General features: G+C 53.8%; 15 protein-coding genes and 2 tRNA genes. 11 read left to right on the top strand and 6 right to left on the bottom strand.

The features are described 5' to 3' along the window. Window positions 1–5 precede the first annotated feature (5 nt). Together N7326_RS08695 and N7326_RS08690 are read right to left on the bottom strand one after the other, a co-directional pair. On the bottom strand, window positions 6–722 hold the full coding sequence (locus tag N7326_RS08695) for a DUF1542 domain-containing protein (protein ID WP_411512298.1): 717 nt from the start codon (window positions 720–722) through the stop codon (window positions 6–8). A gap of 161 nt (window positions 723–883) precedes the next feature. After that, on the bottom strand, window positions 884–1114 hold the full coding sequence (locus tag N7326_RS08690; RefSeq protein WP_259080218.1) for a helix-turn-helix transcriptional regulator: 231 nt from the start codon (window positions 1112–1114) through the stop codon (window positions 884–886). 358 nt (window positions 1115–1472) lie between these two features. Between N7326_RS08690 and N7326_RS08685 the strand changes: the two genes are divergently transcribed. The 6 genes from N7326_RS08685 to clpX all read left to right on the top strand — a co-directional run bounded on the left by N7326_RS08685 (window position 1473) and on the right by clpX (window position 6310). Then, window positions 1473–1547, top strand: a tRNA-Gly gene (locus N7326_RS08685). A 399-nt stretch (window positions 1548–1946) separates the two neighbouring features. Beyond that, window positions 1947–2023 (top strand) — tRNA-Pro (locus N7326_RS08680). A 91-nt stretch (window positions 2024–2114) separates the two neighbouring features. After that, window positions 2115–3467: a trigger factor gene (tig, locus tag N7326_RS08675; protein ID WP_263088493.1), complete on the top strand. Its 1353-nt coding sequence runs from the start codon at window positions 2115–2117 to the stop codon at window positions 3465–3467. 163 nt (window positions 3468–3630) lie between these two features. Next, window positions 3631–4230, top strand: a complete 600-nt coding sequence (locus N7326_RS08670; RefSeq protein WP_259080223.1) for an ATP-dependent Clp protease proteolytic subunit — start codon at window positions 3631–3633, stop codon at window positions 4228–4230. Between the two features lie 37 nt (window positions 4231–4267). Further along, complete coding sequence (locus N7326_RS08665) at window positions 4268–4894, top strand: ATP-dependent Clp protease proteolytic subunit (RefSeq protein ID WP_259080261.1); 627 nt, start codon at window positions 4268–4270, stop codon at window positions 4892–4894. Window positions 4895–5026: 132 nt separating this feature from the next. Then, window positions 5027–6310, top strand: a complete 1284-nt coding sequence (gene clpX, locus N7326_RS08660) for an ATP-dependent Clp protease ATP-binding subunit ClpX (RefSeq protein WP_259080225.1) — start codon at window positions 5027–5029, stop codon at window positions 6308–6310. On the opposite strand, the gene N7326_RS08655 is transcribed toward clpX, so the two are convergent. After that, window positions 6307–7077 (bottom strand): TetR family transcriptional regulator, encoded by a 771-nt coding sequence (locus N7326_RS08655; RefSeq protein ID WP_259080262.1) that lies wholly within the window; start codon window positions 7075–7077, stop codon window positions 6307–6309. The genes clpX and N7326_RS08655 overlap by 4 nt on opposite strands. A gap of 503 nt (window positions 7078–7580) precedes the next feature. Here N7326_RS08655 and N7326_RS08650 point away from each other — a divergent pair. The 4 genes from N7326_RS08650 to N7326_RS08635 all read left to right on the top strand — a co-directional run bounded on the left by N7326_RS08650 (window position 7581) and on the right by N7326_RS08635 (window position 13369). Next, window positions 7581–8561 carry a malate dehydrogenase gene (locus N7326_RS08650; protein WP_259158759.1) on the top strand — a complete coding sequence of 327 codons (981 nt, stop codon included), beginning with the start codon at window positions 7581–7583 and terminating at the stop codon, window positions 8559–8561. An 83-nt stretch (window positions 8562–8644) separates the two neighbouring features. Further along, window positions 8645–11347 carry a valine--tRNA ligase gene (locus tag N7326_RS08645; protein WP_259080230.1) on the top strand — a complete coding sequence of 901 codons (2703 nt, stop codon included), beginning with the start codon at window positions 8645–8647 and terminating at the stop codon, window positions 11345–11347. Further along, window positions 11344–12948 (top strand): bifunctional tetrahydrofolate synthase/dihydrofolate synthase, encoded by a 1605-nt coding sequence (gene folC, locus N7326_RS08640; RefSeq protein WP_259289629.1) that lies wholly within the window; start codon window positions 11344–11346, stop codon window positions 12946–12948. The genes N7326_RS08645 and folC overlap by 4 nt, the downstream gene beginning before the upstream one ends. A 1-nt stretch (window position 12949) precedes the next feature. Beyond that, entirely contained in the window at window positions 12950–13369 is a 420-nt protein-coding gene (locus N7326_RS08635; RefSeq protein WP_259080233.1) for a DUF4233 domain-containing protein, read from the top strand. A 21-nt stretch (window positions 13370–13390) separates the two neighbouring features. Here the strand turns inward: N7326_RS08635 and N7326_RS08630 are convergent, their stop codons facing one another. Further along, window positions 13391–14842: a purple acid phosphatase family protein gene (locus tag N7326_RS08630; protein WP_263088490.1), complete on the bottom strand. Its 1452-nt coding sequence runs from the start codon at window positions 14840–14842 to the stop codon at window positions 13391–13393. Window positions 14843–14975: 133 nt separating this feature from the next. Here N7326_RS08630 and ndk point away from each other — a divergent pair, with 133 nt between their 5' ends. Next, the gene (ndk, locus tag N7326_RS08625) at window positions 14976–15386 is read left to right on the top strand and encodes a nucleoside-diphosphate kinase (protein ID WP_259080237.1); all 411 of its coding nucleotides are present in this window, start codon (window positions 14976–14978) and stop codon (window positions 15384–15386) included. A 52-nt stretch (window positions 15387–15438) separates the two neighbouring features. On the opposite strand, the gene N7326_RS08620 is transcribed toward ndk, so the two are convergent. Then, on the bottom strand, window positions 15439–16134 hold the full coding sequence (locus tag N7326_RS08620) for an anti-sigma factor (RefSeq protein ID WP_259080239.1): 696 nt from the start codon (window positions 16132–16134) through the stop codon (window positions 15439–15441). Continuing rightward, entirely contained in the window at window positions 16124–16693 is a 570-nt protein-coding gene (locus N7326_RS08615; protein WP_259158762.1) for a sigma-70 family RNA polymerase sigma factor, read from the bottom strand. The genes N7326_RS08620 and N7326_RS08615 overlap by 11 nt, the downstream gene beginning before the upstream one ends. Between the last annotated feature and the right edge of the window lie 5 nt (window positions 16694–16698).

Genomic DNA, 16698 nt, shown 5'->3' with positions numbered 1-16698 from the left:
TTTTATTAAAAATCGAATCCGCCGCCGTCGAAAAATCCGCCGCCCATATCTCCGTCGAAAAATCCGCCATCGCCATCGCCATCGTCGGGGAGAATATCGCCGTTACCTACAGTATCGCCACCAATATCGTGGCCGCCGTCGTAGGCGGCAGCGTCGGCGCCTGCCATTCCCCCAAACATGGACGAGAAGAGGACAGCCGAGCCCACGGCCCACATGCCCGTGTGTAGTGCACCCGCCCACCATGCGGTGGAGTACCAGCCGGCGGGAACCGGGCGCCCAGCCACCACACCACCTGGATAGTAATTGGGGGTGCGGTGCGTCGGGCGTGGGGAGGCGGTAATAGCCTGCCCCTCAAAGGTAATGGTACGCTCCTCGGTCACGCGACCGGCCTTTTGTTGCCCTTCGAGCAATGGGAGCGCGGGTCCAGCCGGTAGTTCCATGATCTCTCGAGCAGCTTGTATATAGTACAGACCCTCGAGGGCGGCCTCGCGAGCTAATGCTGCCTGTCTGGGAGTTTGGGCGGATTGAATTTGAGCGCTAGAGGCAGTGTGGCGCTCGGAGGCATCTGCAAGTGCTTGGGTGGAAGCCTTATCGGTACCAGATAGGGTCAGTATCTGGGAGCCCAGACGCTCATTCCAGTGCCGAGCTTCTGCGATGGCGTCGGAAAAGTTGGTAGCACTCAGTTTTGTGCTAGCGCTATTGCTGCGTAGGAGGACAACGATGAGAGCAATTATGAAGCCTAAGAGAATGGCGAATAACACAAATAATTCCTTGGATTGGTGTGAAAATCGTCTATTAATAAGAAGAACGTTTAACAGATAAAAAAGTTCCCCAAACGCGCCCAGTAGCACCGTTCGGGGATCGGATCAATTATAGGTTCGTCCTAAGAAACGCTATCCTTAGAGGGCTTCGCCGATTGTCGTTGATCGGTCCACTGCCTGATCTCCTCAGAGTCCCAGAGCGTGAGGCCGTGGTGCTTAGTCACTGGTTTGGGTGCGCGACCGCGACCGGCATAGCTTGTGAAGGTGCCCCTGGCGGTACCAGAAAACTGGGCGCACTCGATTGCGGTCCAGAGTTCGCGACCCGTATCAGCGTCAATGATGGTTGGCTTCATAGGAATAAATAATAATCCATCAAGGTCAAAAATAATAATACTTTACTAATTTATTATTTACTTCCCAGCTCAGCGAGATATATTCAGCATCGAGTGGTCTTTTTAGTGATTTTGCAGCGGTAGTAGCGGCAATGAGCAGTGCACGCCTGTGATGTAAAACGCCTTTATATGCGCCTACGTGTGCGCGTGGGCGTTAACTCGGCGGATACTGGGAAGGGTGGATGTGGCCGGTCGTGGGTCGCCCACCTTTACTCGGTCTTGTCGCGCGTGCTGCGTCCTCGAATTTTGCAAAATTTTCCGCTGTCGTTTAGGCTATTTCTGTGTTGCACAGAAGCGCAGCAAGTATATAGCAGAATATGGGAATGTCGTATAGTGGCTATTACCCCAGTCTTCCAAACTGGTGACGCGGGTTCGATTCCCGTCATTCCCTCCATAACTTAAGCCGCCTACAAGTAGACCACCGTCTTAGTAGTCGGCTTTTTTCTTTGCGCAACCCTCTTGGGCTATGAGGAAATAGCCCGCGTCAACGCCTGCAGTGTCGTCGAGGTTGTCAGGTCGAGAGGGACTATCCACAGGGTGGTTAGTGTATCAGCGGCCAAATATCACCGTCTGCGGCTTATCCCTATCTGTGTATTTAGGTGCGAGTCGTGGAGGCGGAAAGTACGGCGCGGCACGACATGCAATTCTCAAGTCTAAAATCTTCAAACCACTCCAGAAACTGTGGAGAAGTGGATCAAAACTAAAGTGCACGATGAACAGCGGTTTTGGTTTTTAATCTAATCCGTGGCACAATTCTTTACGTCGCTCAAAGCGGCTTGTCTGTTTAGGCAATCGGGACGTGGCGCAGCTTGGTAGCGCACCTGTTTTGGGTACAGGGGGTCGCAGGTTCAAATCCTGTCGTCCCGACCATAACCCCCGAGGAGCATATTTAACGAAATGCACCTCGGGGGTTTATAGTCAATATGCCCATATAATCTATATATAACAGGAGAGATCGCTCGTGAAGAGTTCCGTCGAAAAGCTGAACGATACCCGAGTCAAGCTGACTGTCGAGGTTCCGTTCGAGGAACTAAACAACGAGATCGACAAAGCTTATAAGGCTCTGGCCGCTCAGGTGAATATTCCCGGTTTCCGTAAAGGCAAGGCGCCACGCAAGCTTATCGACGCTCGCTTTGGACGCGGCCCAGTTTTGGAGCAGGTCATCAACGATATGCTGCCCGTACGCTACCAGCAAGCTGTAGCAGACAATGATCTGGCTGTTATCGGTCAACCCGACGTAGACGTTACCAAGATGGAAGACGGCGAACTCATCGAGTTCACTGCTGAGGTTGATATCCGCCCAGAGATCTCCCTCCCAGACTTCTCCGCTATGTCTGTTGAAGTACCAGCATTGAGCGATAACGCAGCCGAAGAGGCTGTGGAGGCGGAAATTGATCGTTTGCGCGAGCGCTTCGGCGAGCTTAGCGATACCCGACGCAAGCTCAAGACCAACGACTTCGCGATCATCAACCTGGTAGCTAGCGTTGACGGTAAGGAGATCGAGGAGTCCAAGGCTGATGACCTCACCTACCAGGTAGGCCAAGGCGATCTCATCGACGGCCTCGATACCGCTCTGCGCGGACTGAAGACCGGCGAAGAAGCCGAGTTCACCACAACACTCAATATCGCCGAGTATAAAGACCAAGAGGCCACCGTGAAGGTGACTGTCGTACAGACCAAGGAGCGCAAGCTGCCTGAACTCAATGACGAGTTCGTGCAAGAAGCCTCCGAATTTGACACGGTCGATGAGTTGCGCGAATCAACCGCTTCCCAGGTAGACGATCGCCTGAAGGCAGAGCAAGCCTCCGCCATCCGCGACGCTGTCTTAGAAGCAGCACTCAAGCAGTCAGAGTTCCCATTGCCTGAGTCCTTGGTTAAGGAGCAAGCCGAGAACGCTCTGCGCGGTACCTTCGGAGAAGCTGCTTCCAACGAGGCTGTTATCGATGAATACCTCAAGTCACAAGGTTCTTCCCTGGAGCAGTTCAAGGCAGAGGCTCATGAGAACGCCGAGAAGAATGTTCGCAACCAGCTCTTCCTAGACGTGTTGGCCGAGCAAGAAAATCCTGAAGTATCCCAGTCCGAGCTCACCGATCATATTCTGTTCACTGCGCAGGCCTATGGCATGGACCCGAACCAGTTCGTGCAGTCCTTACAGCAGGCTGGCCAGATCGGAGCGCTCTTTGCTGACGTCAAACGCGGTAAGGCCCTTGCGGCTGCTATCTGTCGTGTCACCGTCACCGACGACTCCGGCGCCAGCATTAACCCCGAAGACTACTTTGGTCTCGAGGACGAGCCCAAGGAAGAAGAAAACTAAAGCTCTCCCCATAGCCCGGAAGATTTCCCATTACCAGTAGCTGGGAAATCTTCTGGGCTTTTTCCTTAGCTATCCGCTTATAGCGAACAAGGAGGTGTATTACCCTTCTTGGGCGGTAAGGTGGAAGAAACTAGAGAAATTTCACGATACAAGGAGTTTAATCATGAGCGAGCAGTTAACGACGATGTCCGCCCAGCCGGGTTTAAATTTAGGCGATTCCGTATTCGAGCGTCTCTTACGCGAGCGGATTATTTTCCTCGGTACCGAGGTGAACGACGAGATTGCCAATAAGCTCTGTGCGCAAATTCTGCTGCTCTCCGCAGAAGATCCCACGCGCGATATTTCGCTCTATATCAACTCCCCTGGTGGCTCCGTCACTGCGGGTATGGCCATCTATGACACCATGAAATATTCGCCGTGTGATATCGCAACCTATGGCATGGGGCTTGCAGCTTCGATGGGTCAATTCCTGCTGTCCGGTGGAACCCCAGGCAAGCGCTATGCGCTGCCCCATGCGCGTATCATGATGCACCAGCCATCGGCAGGTGTTGGTGGTACCGCTGCTGATATCGCTATTCAAGCCGAACAGTTCGCCCAAACTAAGCGCGAAATGGCAGAACTGATTGCTGAGCACACGGGCCAGTCCTTTGAGCAAATCACCAAGGACTCGGATCGTGACCGTTGGTTTACTGCCACAGAGGCTAAAGAGTACGGCCTCGTGGACCACGTCATCACTCTGGCACAGGGCCCGATTGCTAACTAGAAGCACACCGTAAAAGGAAATTGGAGAAATGAATTCTATGAAACACGGCCTCGAGATGCCTTCCGCCCGTTACGTGCTTCCCAGCTTCGTGGAGCAGTCGGCCTATGGGACAAAAGAAACCAACCCCTATGCCAAACTGTTCGAGGAACGCATTATCTTCCTGGGCTCGCAGGTGGACGATACTTCAGCTAATGATATTATGGCGCAGCTCCTCGTCCTTGAAGGTATGGATCCGGACCGAGATATCACCATGTACATCAATTCGCCCGGCGGTTCTTTTACCTCGCTGATGGCCATTTATGACACCATGCAGTATATCCGACCCGATGTGCGGACCGTGTGCCTCGGCCAGGCAGCATCCGCAGCCGCGGTACTACTCGGTGCCGGCGCCCCAGGTAAGCGTGCAGCCCTACCAAATGCCCGTATCCTCATTCACCAGCCCGCTACCGAGGGCTCACGCGGCCAAGTTTCTGATTTGGAAATTCAGGCTGCCGAGATCGAGCGCATTCGAACCCAAATGGAGCAGACGCTAGCCCGTCACACCGGACGCACACCGGAACAGATTCGCATCGATACAGACCGAGATAAAATTCTCACCGCAGCAGAGGCCAAGGATTATGGTCTTATTGATGAAGTCTTCGACTATCGCAAGCTCAATCCGTAGACTCTTGCTAGAGCCAGCCCGCCACGTGGATATTCCCGTGGCGGGTTGTTTCGATGCTGCCTCATCCAGGTAGCATCGACTAAAGTAAGTAGAGCACCCTTCAACGATGTGAAAGCGAAATCTTTATCTCTTATGACAACGCACAAGCACAGTAGCTCTGACCTCCTCAAGTGCTCTTTCTGTGGAAAGAGCCAAAAGCAAGTGAGAAAACTCATTGCTGGCGGTGGCGTATTCATTTGTGATGAATGTGTGGAGCTGTGTAATGAAATCATGGAGGAGGAGCTAGGATCCGGCCATGAGAGCGAGGAAAAGGATTCCAGTCTACCTAAGCCCTCGCAAATCTCTGCCTTCCTCGACGAATTTGTGATTGGACAAACCGCTGCCAAGCGCACATTGAGTGTGGCAGTGTATAACCACTACAAGCGAATCAAAGCAGAGGAAACCCGCTCGCTGTCTTCGCGCAAGGCTGAAGAAGAGACGGAGCTCGAGAAGTCGAATATTCTCCTGCTTGGCCCCACCGGATCCGGTAAGACATATTTGGCGCAAACCCTGGCGCGCAAACTCGATGTGCCCTTTGCTATCGCCGATGCCACAAGCCTGACAGAGGCTGGCTACGTGGGCGAAGACGTTGAGAATATTTTGCTGAAATTACTGCAAGCGGCTGATTTCGATGTGGAGCGGGCTCAACGCGGAATCATCTACGTTGACGAGATTGATAAGATTTCACGCAAATCCGAAAACCCCTCAATCACCAGGGATGTGTCCGGTGAAGGCGTCCAGCAGGCATTGCTAAAAATTCTCGAAGGAACGGTGGCTGCCATTCCGCCCCAAGGTGGACGCAAGCACCCCAATCATGAACTTATTCACATGGATACGTCGAAGATTCTCTTTATCGTGGCAGGTGCTTTTGCCGGCCTCGACAAGGTCATTGAGGAACGAGTATCTAAGCGCAGCCTAGGCTTCGGCGCTGATATTAAGAGCCGGGAGGAACGGGAGAACTCTGATATTCTGCGCCAGGTTCAGCCAGAAGATCTGGTTAAATTCGGCCTCATCCCAGAATTTATTGGCCGCTTGCCCATCGTGGCTTGGGTCGATCACCTTGATAAGCAATCATTGGTAGATATCCTTACCAAGCCGCGCAATGCTTTAGTTAATCAGTACCGTCGTCTCTTCGAGATGGATGGTGTCAATCTTGAATTTGAGCCGGAAGCCTTAGAAGTTGTGGCTGAGCAGGCTCTAGAGCGTAAAACCGGAGCTCGTGGCCTGCGCGCCATCATGGAGGAGATCCTCGGGGAAACTATGTTTGAAATTCCCGACTCCTCAGATATCTCTCAAGTTGTGATCACAGCAGAGGCGGCCCGCAAAGAGGGCTCACCGAAGATCGTCAACGCCGATCCCTATCAGTTCATCGCCTAAAAGAGATCAGATCCGAAGTTGTAGTTTTCGCTCCCAGTGTCATAGTGAGGAAAATCCAATACCTCGCCGGTCTCCAAATTGGCACTGGAGCTTAAATAAGAGGTTTGCTCTGGGGTTTTGAGATGTGAGGTGAGGAAGGCCAACACGCTGTCAGCGGCCATGCGCGCCATTCCTTGAGTATTAGCTTCGTTGAGCAGATCCACGTTATACAGATTAATGGTGGTCTCATGGGTGATCACGCGGAAAACGGCGAGCGAAGAAATGAGCGTAAATACGTCCTGGGCTGAGATACCGGGGCGGAATGCTCCGGCGTCCTGACCGAGCATCAGGAGTTTGTCCAATTGGAGAGTGATCGCTGATTGGTCCATGAGTGGGGGGAGTTCATGGATATGGAGGTAGTGCATGATATTTTCCAGGCACAGAAGGCGAATTGCCTCCGGGTGCTGACAGAAGCGAGTAAATACTGCTTCTACCACCTTGCGAACGCCGTCGACTGGCACCTGAGAATCTAACTCGAGCTCCTCAACGGGAGGTCGGAGGTAGTGGATGCAGAGGGCGAGGCTGCGGTGGTAGAGCCCCTTTTTATCGCCGAAGTGATAGTGGATCATGCGCTTGGACATGCCAGATTCTTTAGCAATAGCTTCGAGTTTCGTATCGGTAAACCCCAGTTCGGAGAATTTCTTTAGAGCGATATCGAGAACGAGTTCAGGTGTAGCTTCGGAGACGGAAGAATCTGAGGCCGCCTGGGGCTCCGAGGGATGAGTGATGGCCTTGTCCTTGGACACTCCGGATCTCCTTGGGTTGAATGGGATATAGATGATAGTCAGAGAGAAGCGCAATAATCGTGGATTATCCCTGATAATGCGGTGACATAAGTCGATGCGATCGTCGAAGCGATCGCGAAAGAGATCACCGTAAAAACTAGGCTTCTGCCCTAAATGTAATTTAGCTGATGAGTCTTCTTTTGTACTTATGGGAACCGTTGCGTCCTATTATAGGACGTCTTTCGGGGGTGATTTTCAACTTTTCGGCCGGTAGTTAAGAAATTTTTGGGAAATAGTTCTTCGTTTCTCAGATAGCATGTTTTATTGACAATGGGGTGTGAGCAATCTCTTAGCGGCAATAGCTGGCATTCGGGGCTTCTTCTAGTTTTTCCCTCACCACACTATTAGGCTGAAAGTTGTCATGTGCGCGCCAACTATGCGCCGACGCCTTATTGCCTAAGACAGGTAGATCAACCAGTCTTTAACTATTTTCCCAAGGAGTATCCATGAGTCATCAGACTAAGAAGATCGCCGTTACTGGTGGAGCAGGCCAAATTTCCTATTCGCTTCTGTGGCGCATTGCCAACGGCGATGTCTACGGCCCCAACACCCCTATTGAGCTGAACCTTCTGGAGATCCCACAGGCAGTCGGTGCCGCTGAGGGCGTAGCTATGGAGCTCAACGACTCAGCCTTCCCCCTACTGAAGAAAGTGACTGTCACTGATAAAGCCGACGTGGCCTTCGACGGCGTCAGCGCAGCCTTCCTGGTTGGTGCTAAGCCACGTGGTGCCGGAGAAGAGCGCGCTGATTTGCTCGCTGCCAACGGCAAGATATTTGGACCACAGGGCAAGGCCATTAACGACCATGCTGCCGATGATATTCGCGTTCTGGTCGTGGGTAACCCCGCCAATACCAATGCGCTCATCGCTATGCATGCCGCCCCTGATGTCCCCAATGACCGCTTCAATGCCATGATGCGCCTCGACCATAACCGCGCTATTTCTCAGCTTGCTGAGAAGCTCGACTGCGATAAGACCGAACTCGAAAAGGTCGTTGTGTGGGGTAACCACTCCGCTACTCAGTTCCCGGATATCACCTATGCCACCATGGGAGATAAGAAGCTCACCGATCTCATCGACCACGAGTGGTACGTTGACCAGTTCATCCCACGAGTAGCTAAGCGCGGCGCTGAGATCATCGAGGTTCGCGGCAAATCCTCAGCCGCCTCTGCTGCATCATCCGCCATCGACCATATGCACGATTGGATTAACGGCTCCAAGGGTTGGGCTACCGCCGCAATTCCATCCGATGGCTCCTATGGTGTGCCCGAGGGCATTATCTACGGTTTCCCCACAATCTCCCACAATGGACAGTGGGAGATTGTGCAGGATCTCGAGCTGTCCGAGTTCCAAAAAGAGCGCATTGCTGCCAATGCCAAGGAGCTGCAAGAAGAACGCGACGCTGTCGCTGACCTGCTCAAGTCCTAGCGAGTAGATGAGATGGTGCCCAGGGTTTTCCTCCTGGGCACCTTTTCTTTGTCCCCCATAGGGAATTATCTAAGATGGTGGGCATGGCTGAAAATAATCGTGCAGATAAGTTGCCCAAAAATTGGGACCCGCAAGCGGTCGAATCCGAGTTATATGAGAATTGGGTCAACAAGGGATATTTCACCCCTGATGCCCACTCTTCAAAGCCCGGCTACTCCATTATGATTCCGCCGCCCAATGTCACCGGCCAACTGCATATGGGCCATGCCCTCGACCACACCCTGATCGATGTGGTCGCTCGCCGCAAGCGCATGCAAGGCTATGAGGTCCTCTGGATGACAGGTATGGACCACGCTGGTATTGCCACCCAGTCCAAGGTGGAGGCCAAACTCTTCGAGGAGGAGGGGAAGAAGCGCTGGGATTATGAGCGCGATGAGTTTATCGCCAAGGTCTGGGAGTGGAAAGAGCAATTCGGCGGAACCATTGGCACCCAGATGCGCGCCTTGGGTGACTCAGTTGACTGGTCGCGCGAACGCTTCACCCTAGATGCGGGGCTATCGCGCGCTGTGCAGACTATTTTCAAAAGCCTTTTCGATCGTGGCTTGATTTACCAAGCTAATCGCCTCGTCAACTGGTCTCCAGTACTGGAAACAGCTATCTCCGATATCGAGGTCGTGTACAAGGACGTCGAGGGTGAATTAGTGTCCATCCGTTATGGCTCACTCAACGATGATGAACCCCACGTTATCGTAGCCACCACGCGGGTAGAAACAATGCTTGGCGACGTCGCCGTGGCCGTACACCCCGAAGACGAGCGATACCGAGAGTTGGTGGGCACCACTTTGCCTCACCCATTTCTCAACGATCGCCAATTGATCGTTATCGCCGATGACTACGTCGATCCTGAATTTGGCACCGGCGCTGTCAAGATCACCCCCGCTCACGATCCCAACGACTACGCCATGGGTCAGCGACATGATCTTGAGATGCCCAATATTTTCGACTCCACGGGGCATATTGCTCATACTGGCACTGAGTTTGATGGCCTGGATCGTTTTGAGGCGCGGGTAAAAATCCGTGAGGCACTTGCCGCACAAGGGCGCATTGTCAAGGAGCAACGCCCCTATATTCACTCGGTAGGTCACTCCGAACGCTCCGGAGAACCCATCGAGCCGAGGCTGTCACTGCAGTGGTACGTCAAGGTTGATGAACTTGCTCTCATGGCGGGCGATGCAATTCGAGAGGGCGATACCGTTATTCACCCGAAGTCAGCGGAGCCGCGCTATTTCGAGTGGGTCGATGATATGCACGACTGGTGCATTTCCCGCCAATTGTGGTGGGGCCACCGTATTCCCATCTGGTACGGCCCGAATGATGAGATTGTCTGTGTTGGTCCCGATGAGCAACCCCCAGCAGGCTACACACAGGACCCCGATGTTTTGGATACCTGGTTCAGTTCGGCACTGTGGCCGTTTTCCACCCTAGGTTGGCCGGAAAATACCCCAGAATTGCAGAAATTCTATCCCACCTCGGTGCTCATGACCGGTTACGATATTCTTTTCTTCTGGGTCGCCAGAATGATGATGTTCGCGACCTTCGCATCGTCGATAAGTGAAGAGACCCTCAATGGTGGGGCAGCGGGGCGCCCGCAGATACCATTTACCGATATCTTCTTACACGGACTGGTGCGCGACGAGCACGGCCGCAAGATGAGTAAATCGCTCGGTAATGGCATCGACCCCATGGACTGGGTGCGCGATTACGGCGCCGATGCACTGCGCTTTACCCTAGCTCGTGGTGCCAACCCTGGCGTAGATTTGCCTGTTGGAGCCGATTCCGCTCAAAGCTCGCGAAACTTCGCCACCAAACTCTTCAACGCGACCAAATTTGCACTCCTCAACGGTGCTCGCATTGGTGACCTTCCCGCCCGCGAGGAGCTGACAGACGCCGATCGATGGATCCTCGACCGCCTCGAAGACGTGCGCGACCACGTTGATTCCTATCTTGACCGCTATCAATTCGCCAAAGCTCACGAGCTGCTGTACCAGTTCACGTGGGGAGAGTTCTGCGACTGGTATCTCGAGATCGCCAAGGTGCAGATTCCGCGCGATTTCTCCCAGGCAAGTCCTAGCGAGCAGCAGCGTGGCAAGAATACCCAGGTAGTTTTAGGTCGCGTTCTCGATGCCGTGCTGCGATTGCTCCACCCAGCTATGCCGTTCGTGACTGAAACCTTATGGAAGGCTCTCAGCGATGAGGAATCACTGGTTATCAGTGCCTGGCCCACCACAGAGCTCACCAATGGGGGAGCACCGCGGGATGATATCGCAGCTCGTCGGATCGCAGATATAGAAAAACTCGTCACCGAAATTCGCCGCTTCCGTTCCGATCAAGGCGTTAAACCGAGCCAAAAGGTGCCCGCTGCTGTCGATTTCGCCGCCGCTGACCTGATTGATCAAGAAACCGTGGTGCGTACCCTCGCTAAACTCGATCACCCGAATGAGGATTTCCAGGCCTCCGCCACCCTCGAGGTGCGCTTAGAGGCGGGAACAATAACGGTCTCCCTCGATACCTCTGGAACCGTGGACAAGGAAGCAGAGTGCAAGCGCTTAGAGAAGGATCTCGCCTCAGCTACCAAGGAATTGGAAGGAACCACGAAGAAACTCTCCAACGAGGCCTTCCTCGCTAAGGCTCCAGATGCTGTGGTGGAGAAGATTCGCACTCGCCAGCACCTCGCTGCGGAAGAAGTAGCTAGGATCAGCCGCAAACTGGAAGAGCTACGCTCATGAGTTCACCCTCCGACCAGCCAGATACCAGCCAAGAAGCGGGCTATGCGCACCTTGCTGAAGCAGATTTAGGGGGTGAGGATTTCCAGGTCAGTGCCGCGCTTGCCGGTGAGGAAGGCGAGCCTGTGACCTTAGGTGATCTCACCCTTAAGGAGTCGGGCCTCGAGTTGCCATTGACGATCGCAGCGAAACCCGAGCCGCCAGCCCTCGAGATCACTCATGAGGATATGCGCGCGCTTAAAGAGGTCGAAGCCGAGCTTGACCAGCGTTTCAATGAAACAATAATCGATCCGACCTTAGATCGGATCGAATTCCTCATGGATCTCCTCGGACACCCAGAGCGCAGTTTTCCAGCTATCCACATCGCTGGCACTAACGGAAAAACCTCCACAGTTCGAATGGTGGAATCACTACTTCGGGCTTTCCACCGGCGCACTGGGCGCACCACGAGTCCGCATTTGCAGTTGGTTACTGAACGCATTGCTATCGATGGACGCCCGATCCACCCCCGCGATTATGTGCGTATTTTCGAAGAAATCCGCCCCTACGTGGAGATGGCTGATGCCCACAGCGAGGCAGCTGGAGGGCCAAAGCTCTCCAAATTTGAGGTCCTCACAGCCATGGCCTATGCAGCCTTTGCTGATGCTCCGGTGGATGTGGGGGTAGTAGAAGTCGGTTTGGGGGGTCGGTGGGATGCCACCAATGTGATCAATGCTGAGGTGGCCGTGATCATGCCCATAGGCATCGATCACACAGAATACTTAGGGGACACCATCGCCAATATCGCCCAGGAGAAAGCGGGGATTATTAAAACTCGATGGGATCTCGACGATCTACTCGCCCCTAAAGAAAACGTTGCTATTATCGCTGAACAAGAGCCCGAAGCGATGCGGGCGATCTTGGAGTATGCCGTAGATATCGACGCATCAGTCGCTCGGGCAGGGCAGGAATTTTCGGTCATAGAATCCCGCGTTGCTGTCGGAGGTCAGCAACTCACCCTACGCGGACTGGCGGGAGACTATGAGGACATTTTTCTACCACTCTCAGGTGAGCACCAAGCTCGCAATGCAGCTGTAGCCCTCGCCGCGGTGGAGGCCTTCTTTGGGGCCGGCCCTGGCCGCAGCCTCGATCTCAACACGGTAAAGGAAGGCTTCGCCACAGTTCAAAGTCCGGGTCGGCTGGAGCGGGTTCGATCGGCCCCCACAGTATTTATCGACGCCGCCCATAATCCCCACGGGGCGCGTGCACTCGCAACCGCTCTCGAGCGAGACTTTGACTTCCAGCGTCTTATCGGAGTGCTAGCGATCTTAGGCGACAAGGACGCCCGAGGAATTCTTGCAGCTCTAGAGCCCCACCTCGATGAGATCGTCGTCACCCAAAACTCCAGCCCAAGGGCCCTTGATATGAGGGATCTTTACGACCTCGCGGTGGGAATTTTCGGCGAAGAGCGAGTCCATACGGCTCGCGGTCTCGATGGTGCCATTGAATTAGCCGTAGGATTGGCTGAAGACGCCGATATCCAATCTGGTTCAGGGGTTCTTATTACTGGATCAGTTGTGACCGCCGGTGAGGCACGTACCCTGTTTGCAAAGGAGCCTATCTAATATGGCAGAAAACCCCGCCCCCGTTGGCCCCTTAGGAATGGGGCACAAGCCCGTCAACGATCCCCTCAAAGGCCTTCGCGGCGTGATGGCGGGGGCCATGGGGATGGAATCTATTACGTTCTACCTCGTCCTCACCGTCATTCTACGGGTGGATAACGGGGCCTACTGGACCACCTTTAACTGGGTATCGGTTGTGGTTGTCGCCACGGCGATGCTGGTCATGAGCTTCTTGCAGGGGAAGACATGGGCAATTCCAGTCAATATTGGGCTTCAGGTGCTGGGCATTCTCGGATTCTTTATCCACCCATCAATGGGCATTATTGGTATCTTCTTCGCTCTCGTGTGGTGGTATATTCTGCATCTGCGCAAGAATCTACTTGAACGTATGAAGCGCGGACTCTTGACCACCCAGCACCTTTAGCATTCCCTAGAATAGTGTTTCCTAGAAGCGGAGAAGCTGGGGGTTCCGCTGAATAAAAGCGATGATGCCACCTATCAACCCCAGCCCCGACAGAACGCTCAAAATGATGCCGATAATGCTCGAGGTTGAGGAAGTCTGGGCTCCAGGCTTCTCACCACGTCCATCGTCTTCATTCTTGTCCTCCGGCTCCGACTCCGGGCGCCTATCCAGAGTGAAGGCATCAACGAGCGAAGCGTCTGCACTGTTATAGGTGCTCAAAGTCAGCGTCTGAGAATCCACCTCAAGATGGGAGAAATCCGGGGTGGAATCTTGATTGCTGATCGCAATAAATTCCTCGCTTCCTTTCGGCTGCGCAAAATTCGCACCAGTAGGGGAATTTAGCGTCACATAGATGACCTCATTAGCCTCACCAGGTTCAGCGTTTTTGGCAACTCGCAGTGTCTGTCCGGGCCGTGGGGCAAAGCCAGGAGCTGGAGGAACCACCTCAGCACCCTTTAAAAGATGTGTGCGGGTATAGATATCCGCACCGCCAGAAAGCACGAGATCCACGTTGAGCTCCTCGAAGAGAGGACCAAGCTCGGCGCGAACCCGAGTATCAGAGGTTGCGGCAGAATATGGGGGACGCTGGAGCCCAATAATGATCCACTCATGCCCAAACCCGTGGGCTGTGACGGTTTGGCGCAGCCACCCCTTCAGCGTTGCCCAGTCATTGCCAGTCAGAGGTTGATTGCTTAGGTTGAGGCCGATATAGAGGGCGGGGCCGGCGGAGAAATAATAATTTCGAGTGGAGCGCCCCACGCCATTAAAGCTTTCATGAGGGAGCGAAAAATAATAATCAAAATCGGTATTAGGGCTAGACGTGTCGTCGGCAAGCGGCGCAGTTTGCAGACGTGGCATTACCGAGTTGTCGAGAAAGGCTGGGTATTGGGTGCGCGCATAATTCGGATTATTAACTTGGTTACCCAGTGTGAGCAAGGTCGTGGCATTCTCAGCAAAGCCCTCCGCGCGGGCTAATGCCTGCTGCCATTTAGTTCGATCAACGTCGATATCCCGGGCTCCGATTTTAACGTCGCCGAAAACGAGAGCATTAAATTGATCGGCTGAGCCCGTCGTGAAGTAGCGCACCTCGGTCCACTTCGTAGCGCCAAAACCAATGCGATAGGCGTAGCGGGTATCAGGCTGCAGTCCCTCAAAAGTGAAATAGGACTGCGCGCCCAAGAGCTTTTTCTGCGCGTCGCCGTACGCTGCACTGGGGCGAAAATACCCGTTATATAAGTTTGAGGCTTTATCCCACTGAACCTGGATGCGGCCGGTTTCGCCATGTTGGAAACTCAGGCGTGCTGAGGAAGCATTAGTGCCAGGTAGTAAAACCAAGGACGATACCTCGGGGGCTGGTGCCGCCTGGACGGGGGTGAGCAGGGAAGAGCTGAGCGCAAAGCTCGTGAGCGTTGCGGTGAAAAGACGCGTGCGCATAATTCCTTCATATTCGCTATGGGTGGCTGGACGAGGTGAAATAAGGATATCTTAATTGCTCTGGAAAAGACCAGGAAATACCCCATCCTACGATTCTCGAACTCACCATTAAAAAAGGCTAAAATCATAACGCATGAACGAACGTACACTCATTCTCATTAAGCCCGACGGCGTCGCCCATGGCCATATCGGTGAGATCATCAGTCGCATCGAGCGCAAAGGGCTAAAGATTATAGCTTTGGATTTGCGCTTGGCCAGCGAGGACACCGCCAAGCAGCACTATGCAGAGCATGCGGATAAGCCCTTCTTTACCGAGCTTGTCGATTTCATTACCTCCGGCCCCCTGGTTGCTGGTGTCATTGAGGGGCCGCGAGCAGTGAGCGCCTGGCGACAATTAGCCGGTGGCACCGATCCTGTGGCCAAGGCAACGCCCGGTACAATCCGCGGTGACTTTGCCCTCGAGGTGAATTCCAATGTCGTTCACGGCTCCGACTCGGTTGAATCGGCAGCCAGAGAGATCAAGATTTGGTTCCCCCACCTCTAGAAAGATAAAGCCCAGGATTACCCTGGGCTTTATCTCTTCTTGAATATCGAAGTTAGCTGAGAATAACCTCTGCGAGCATAGTACCTGTAGGTTGTTCCGAACCCGTCATGGGTTCCTCCGTGAGGATCACTTTGACCGTGTGACCATCAAGGGGCATCCACACAGACTGGTGGTCTTCCGGACCAATGACTCCGGCGCTGATCATTTCACCGGCCTGGGTTTGGCTCCACACCTGAATACCCATACCAGGTTGTGTCGCCGCCGCCCCCTGCACCATGGCGCCGGCTTTTTCCATCTGCTTCGAGGCCACAATATCGAGCTGAGCACCGGCCGCATTGACGGTAACCTTCGCCATATCTTCAGATTTCATGATTTCATGCATCTCTGCATGTGGATCTCGGTAGTCCACGGGGGCGGTGGATGGGTTTGTCGACTGGGTTATAGTCGGCACGATCAGCGAGCCGCCGATCACCAGCACGCTCACGGCTGCTAACGAACCCGCGATCATGCCAGAACGATAACGTAGTCCGCCAGGCTTTAGCGTCCGAGGAAGGGGGAGAGGGGCAGCAGGTCTGGTCTCTCGGATCACCGATATATCGGTATCGGCTGGTTCTGAGGCATCCTCACGTGCCAGTTCCGCAAAAATAGCAGCTTTTAGCGAATCGCTCGGCATATGCGGAGGAACCGCTTCAAGAAGAGTTTCGTCTAGAAATTCCTCGTCTGAAGATCGGAGATCTTTATCGCACATAGTGTCCTCCTTCCGGGGTTGAAAGCAGTGCTTGACGGAGTTTCTTAAGGCCATCGCGCACTCGGGTCTTAGCAGTCCCCAAGGGGATATTGGTATGGGCGGCTAGTTCGGGATTGGAAAGGCCACCGAAATAAGATAGGAGCAGAGCGCTACGGTGGGGCTCGCCCACCCGATCGATTGCCCTCCTCAAACGTACAGCTTCGACGCTTGCCAAAGCGGCATCCTCGACACTGTCGAAACGAGTAACGGCATTAAGAGTGGCATCTTTGTGCTCTCGTGACATCTCAGCAGTCATGGAACGCAAACGATCAATCGCGCGGGACCGAGCCATTCTGAGTACCCACGTGCGGGCTGCCGCTTTTGCTGGGTCAAAGCTACCGGCTTTCCGCCATATTTCGATAAAGACCTCTTGAGCGACTTCTTCAGCTAACTGCGGGTTGCGCAATATATGCATACAGACACCCATGACATTCGGCGAAAGTTCGTCATAAAGATCACTGAAGGCACGTTTATCGCCTGCAGCAACGCGCTTAAGCACATCGTCATGGGTGGGGTGCATAGTTT

It is taken from the genome of Corynebacterium sp. ES2794-CONJ1, assembly GCF_025660615.1.
Classification (GTDB): Bacteria; Actinomycetota; Actinomycetes; order Mycobacteriales; family Mycobacteriaceae; genus Corynebacterium.
The sequence above is the reverse complement of the archived record's forward strand: the minus strand, read 5'-3'. Positions and strand labels throughout refer to the sequence as shown.

Bases quoted from the DNA above. Each gene is read 5' to 3' on its own strand.
- N7326_RS08690 (WP_259080218.1), bottom strand. From the start codon at position 1,114: ATGAAGCCAACCATCATTGACGCTGATACGGGTCGCGAACTCTGGACC.
- N7326_RS08670 (WP_259080223.1), top strand. From the start codon at position 3,631: ATGAGCGAGCAGTTAACGACGATGTCCGCCCAGCCGGGTTTAAATTTA.
- N7326_RS08665 (WP_259080261.1), top strand. From the start codon at position 4,268: ATGAAACACGGCCTCGAGATGCCTTCCGCCCGTTACGTGCTTCCCAGC.
- clpX (WP_259080225.1), top strand. From the start codon at position 5,027: ATGACAACGCACAAGCACAGTAGCTCTGACCTCCTCAAGTGCTCTTTC.
- N7326_RS08650 (WP_259158759.1), top strand. From the start codon at position 7,581: ATGAGTCATCAGACTAAGAAGATCGCCGTTACTGGTGGAGCAGGCCAA.
- N7326_RS08645 (WP_259080230.1), top strand. From the start codon at position 8,645: ATGGCTGAAAATAATCGTGCAGATAAGTTGCCCAAAAATTGGGACCCG.
- folC (WP_259289629.1), top strand. From the start codon at position 11,344: ATGAGTTCACCCTCCGACCAGCCAGATACCAGCCAAGAAGCGGGCTAT.
- N7326_RS08635 (WP_259080233.1), top strand. From the start codon at position 12,950: ATGGCAGAAAACCCCGCCCCCGTTGGCCCCTTAGGAATGGGGCACAAG.
- N7326_RS08630 (WP_263088490.1), bottom strand. From the start codon at position 14,842: ATGCGCACGCGTCTTTTCACCGCAACGCTCACGAGCTTTGCGCTCAGC.
- ndk (WP_259080237.1), top strand. From the start codon at position 14,976: ATGAACGAACGTACACTCATTCTCATTAAGCCCGACGGCGTCGCCCAT.
- N7326_RS08620 (WP_259080239.1), bottom strand. From the start codon at position 16,134: ATGTGCGATAAAGATCTCCGATCTTCAGACGAGGAATTTCTAGACGAA.
- N7326_RS08615 (WP_259158762.1), bottom strand. From the start codon at position 16,693: ATGCACCCCACCCATGACGATGTGCTTAAGCGCGTTGCTGCAGGCGAT.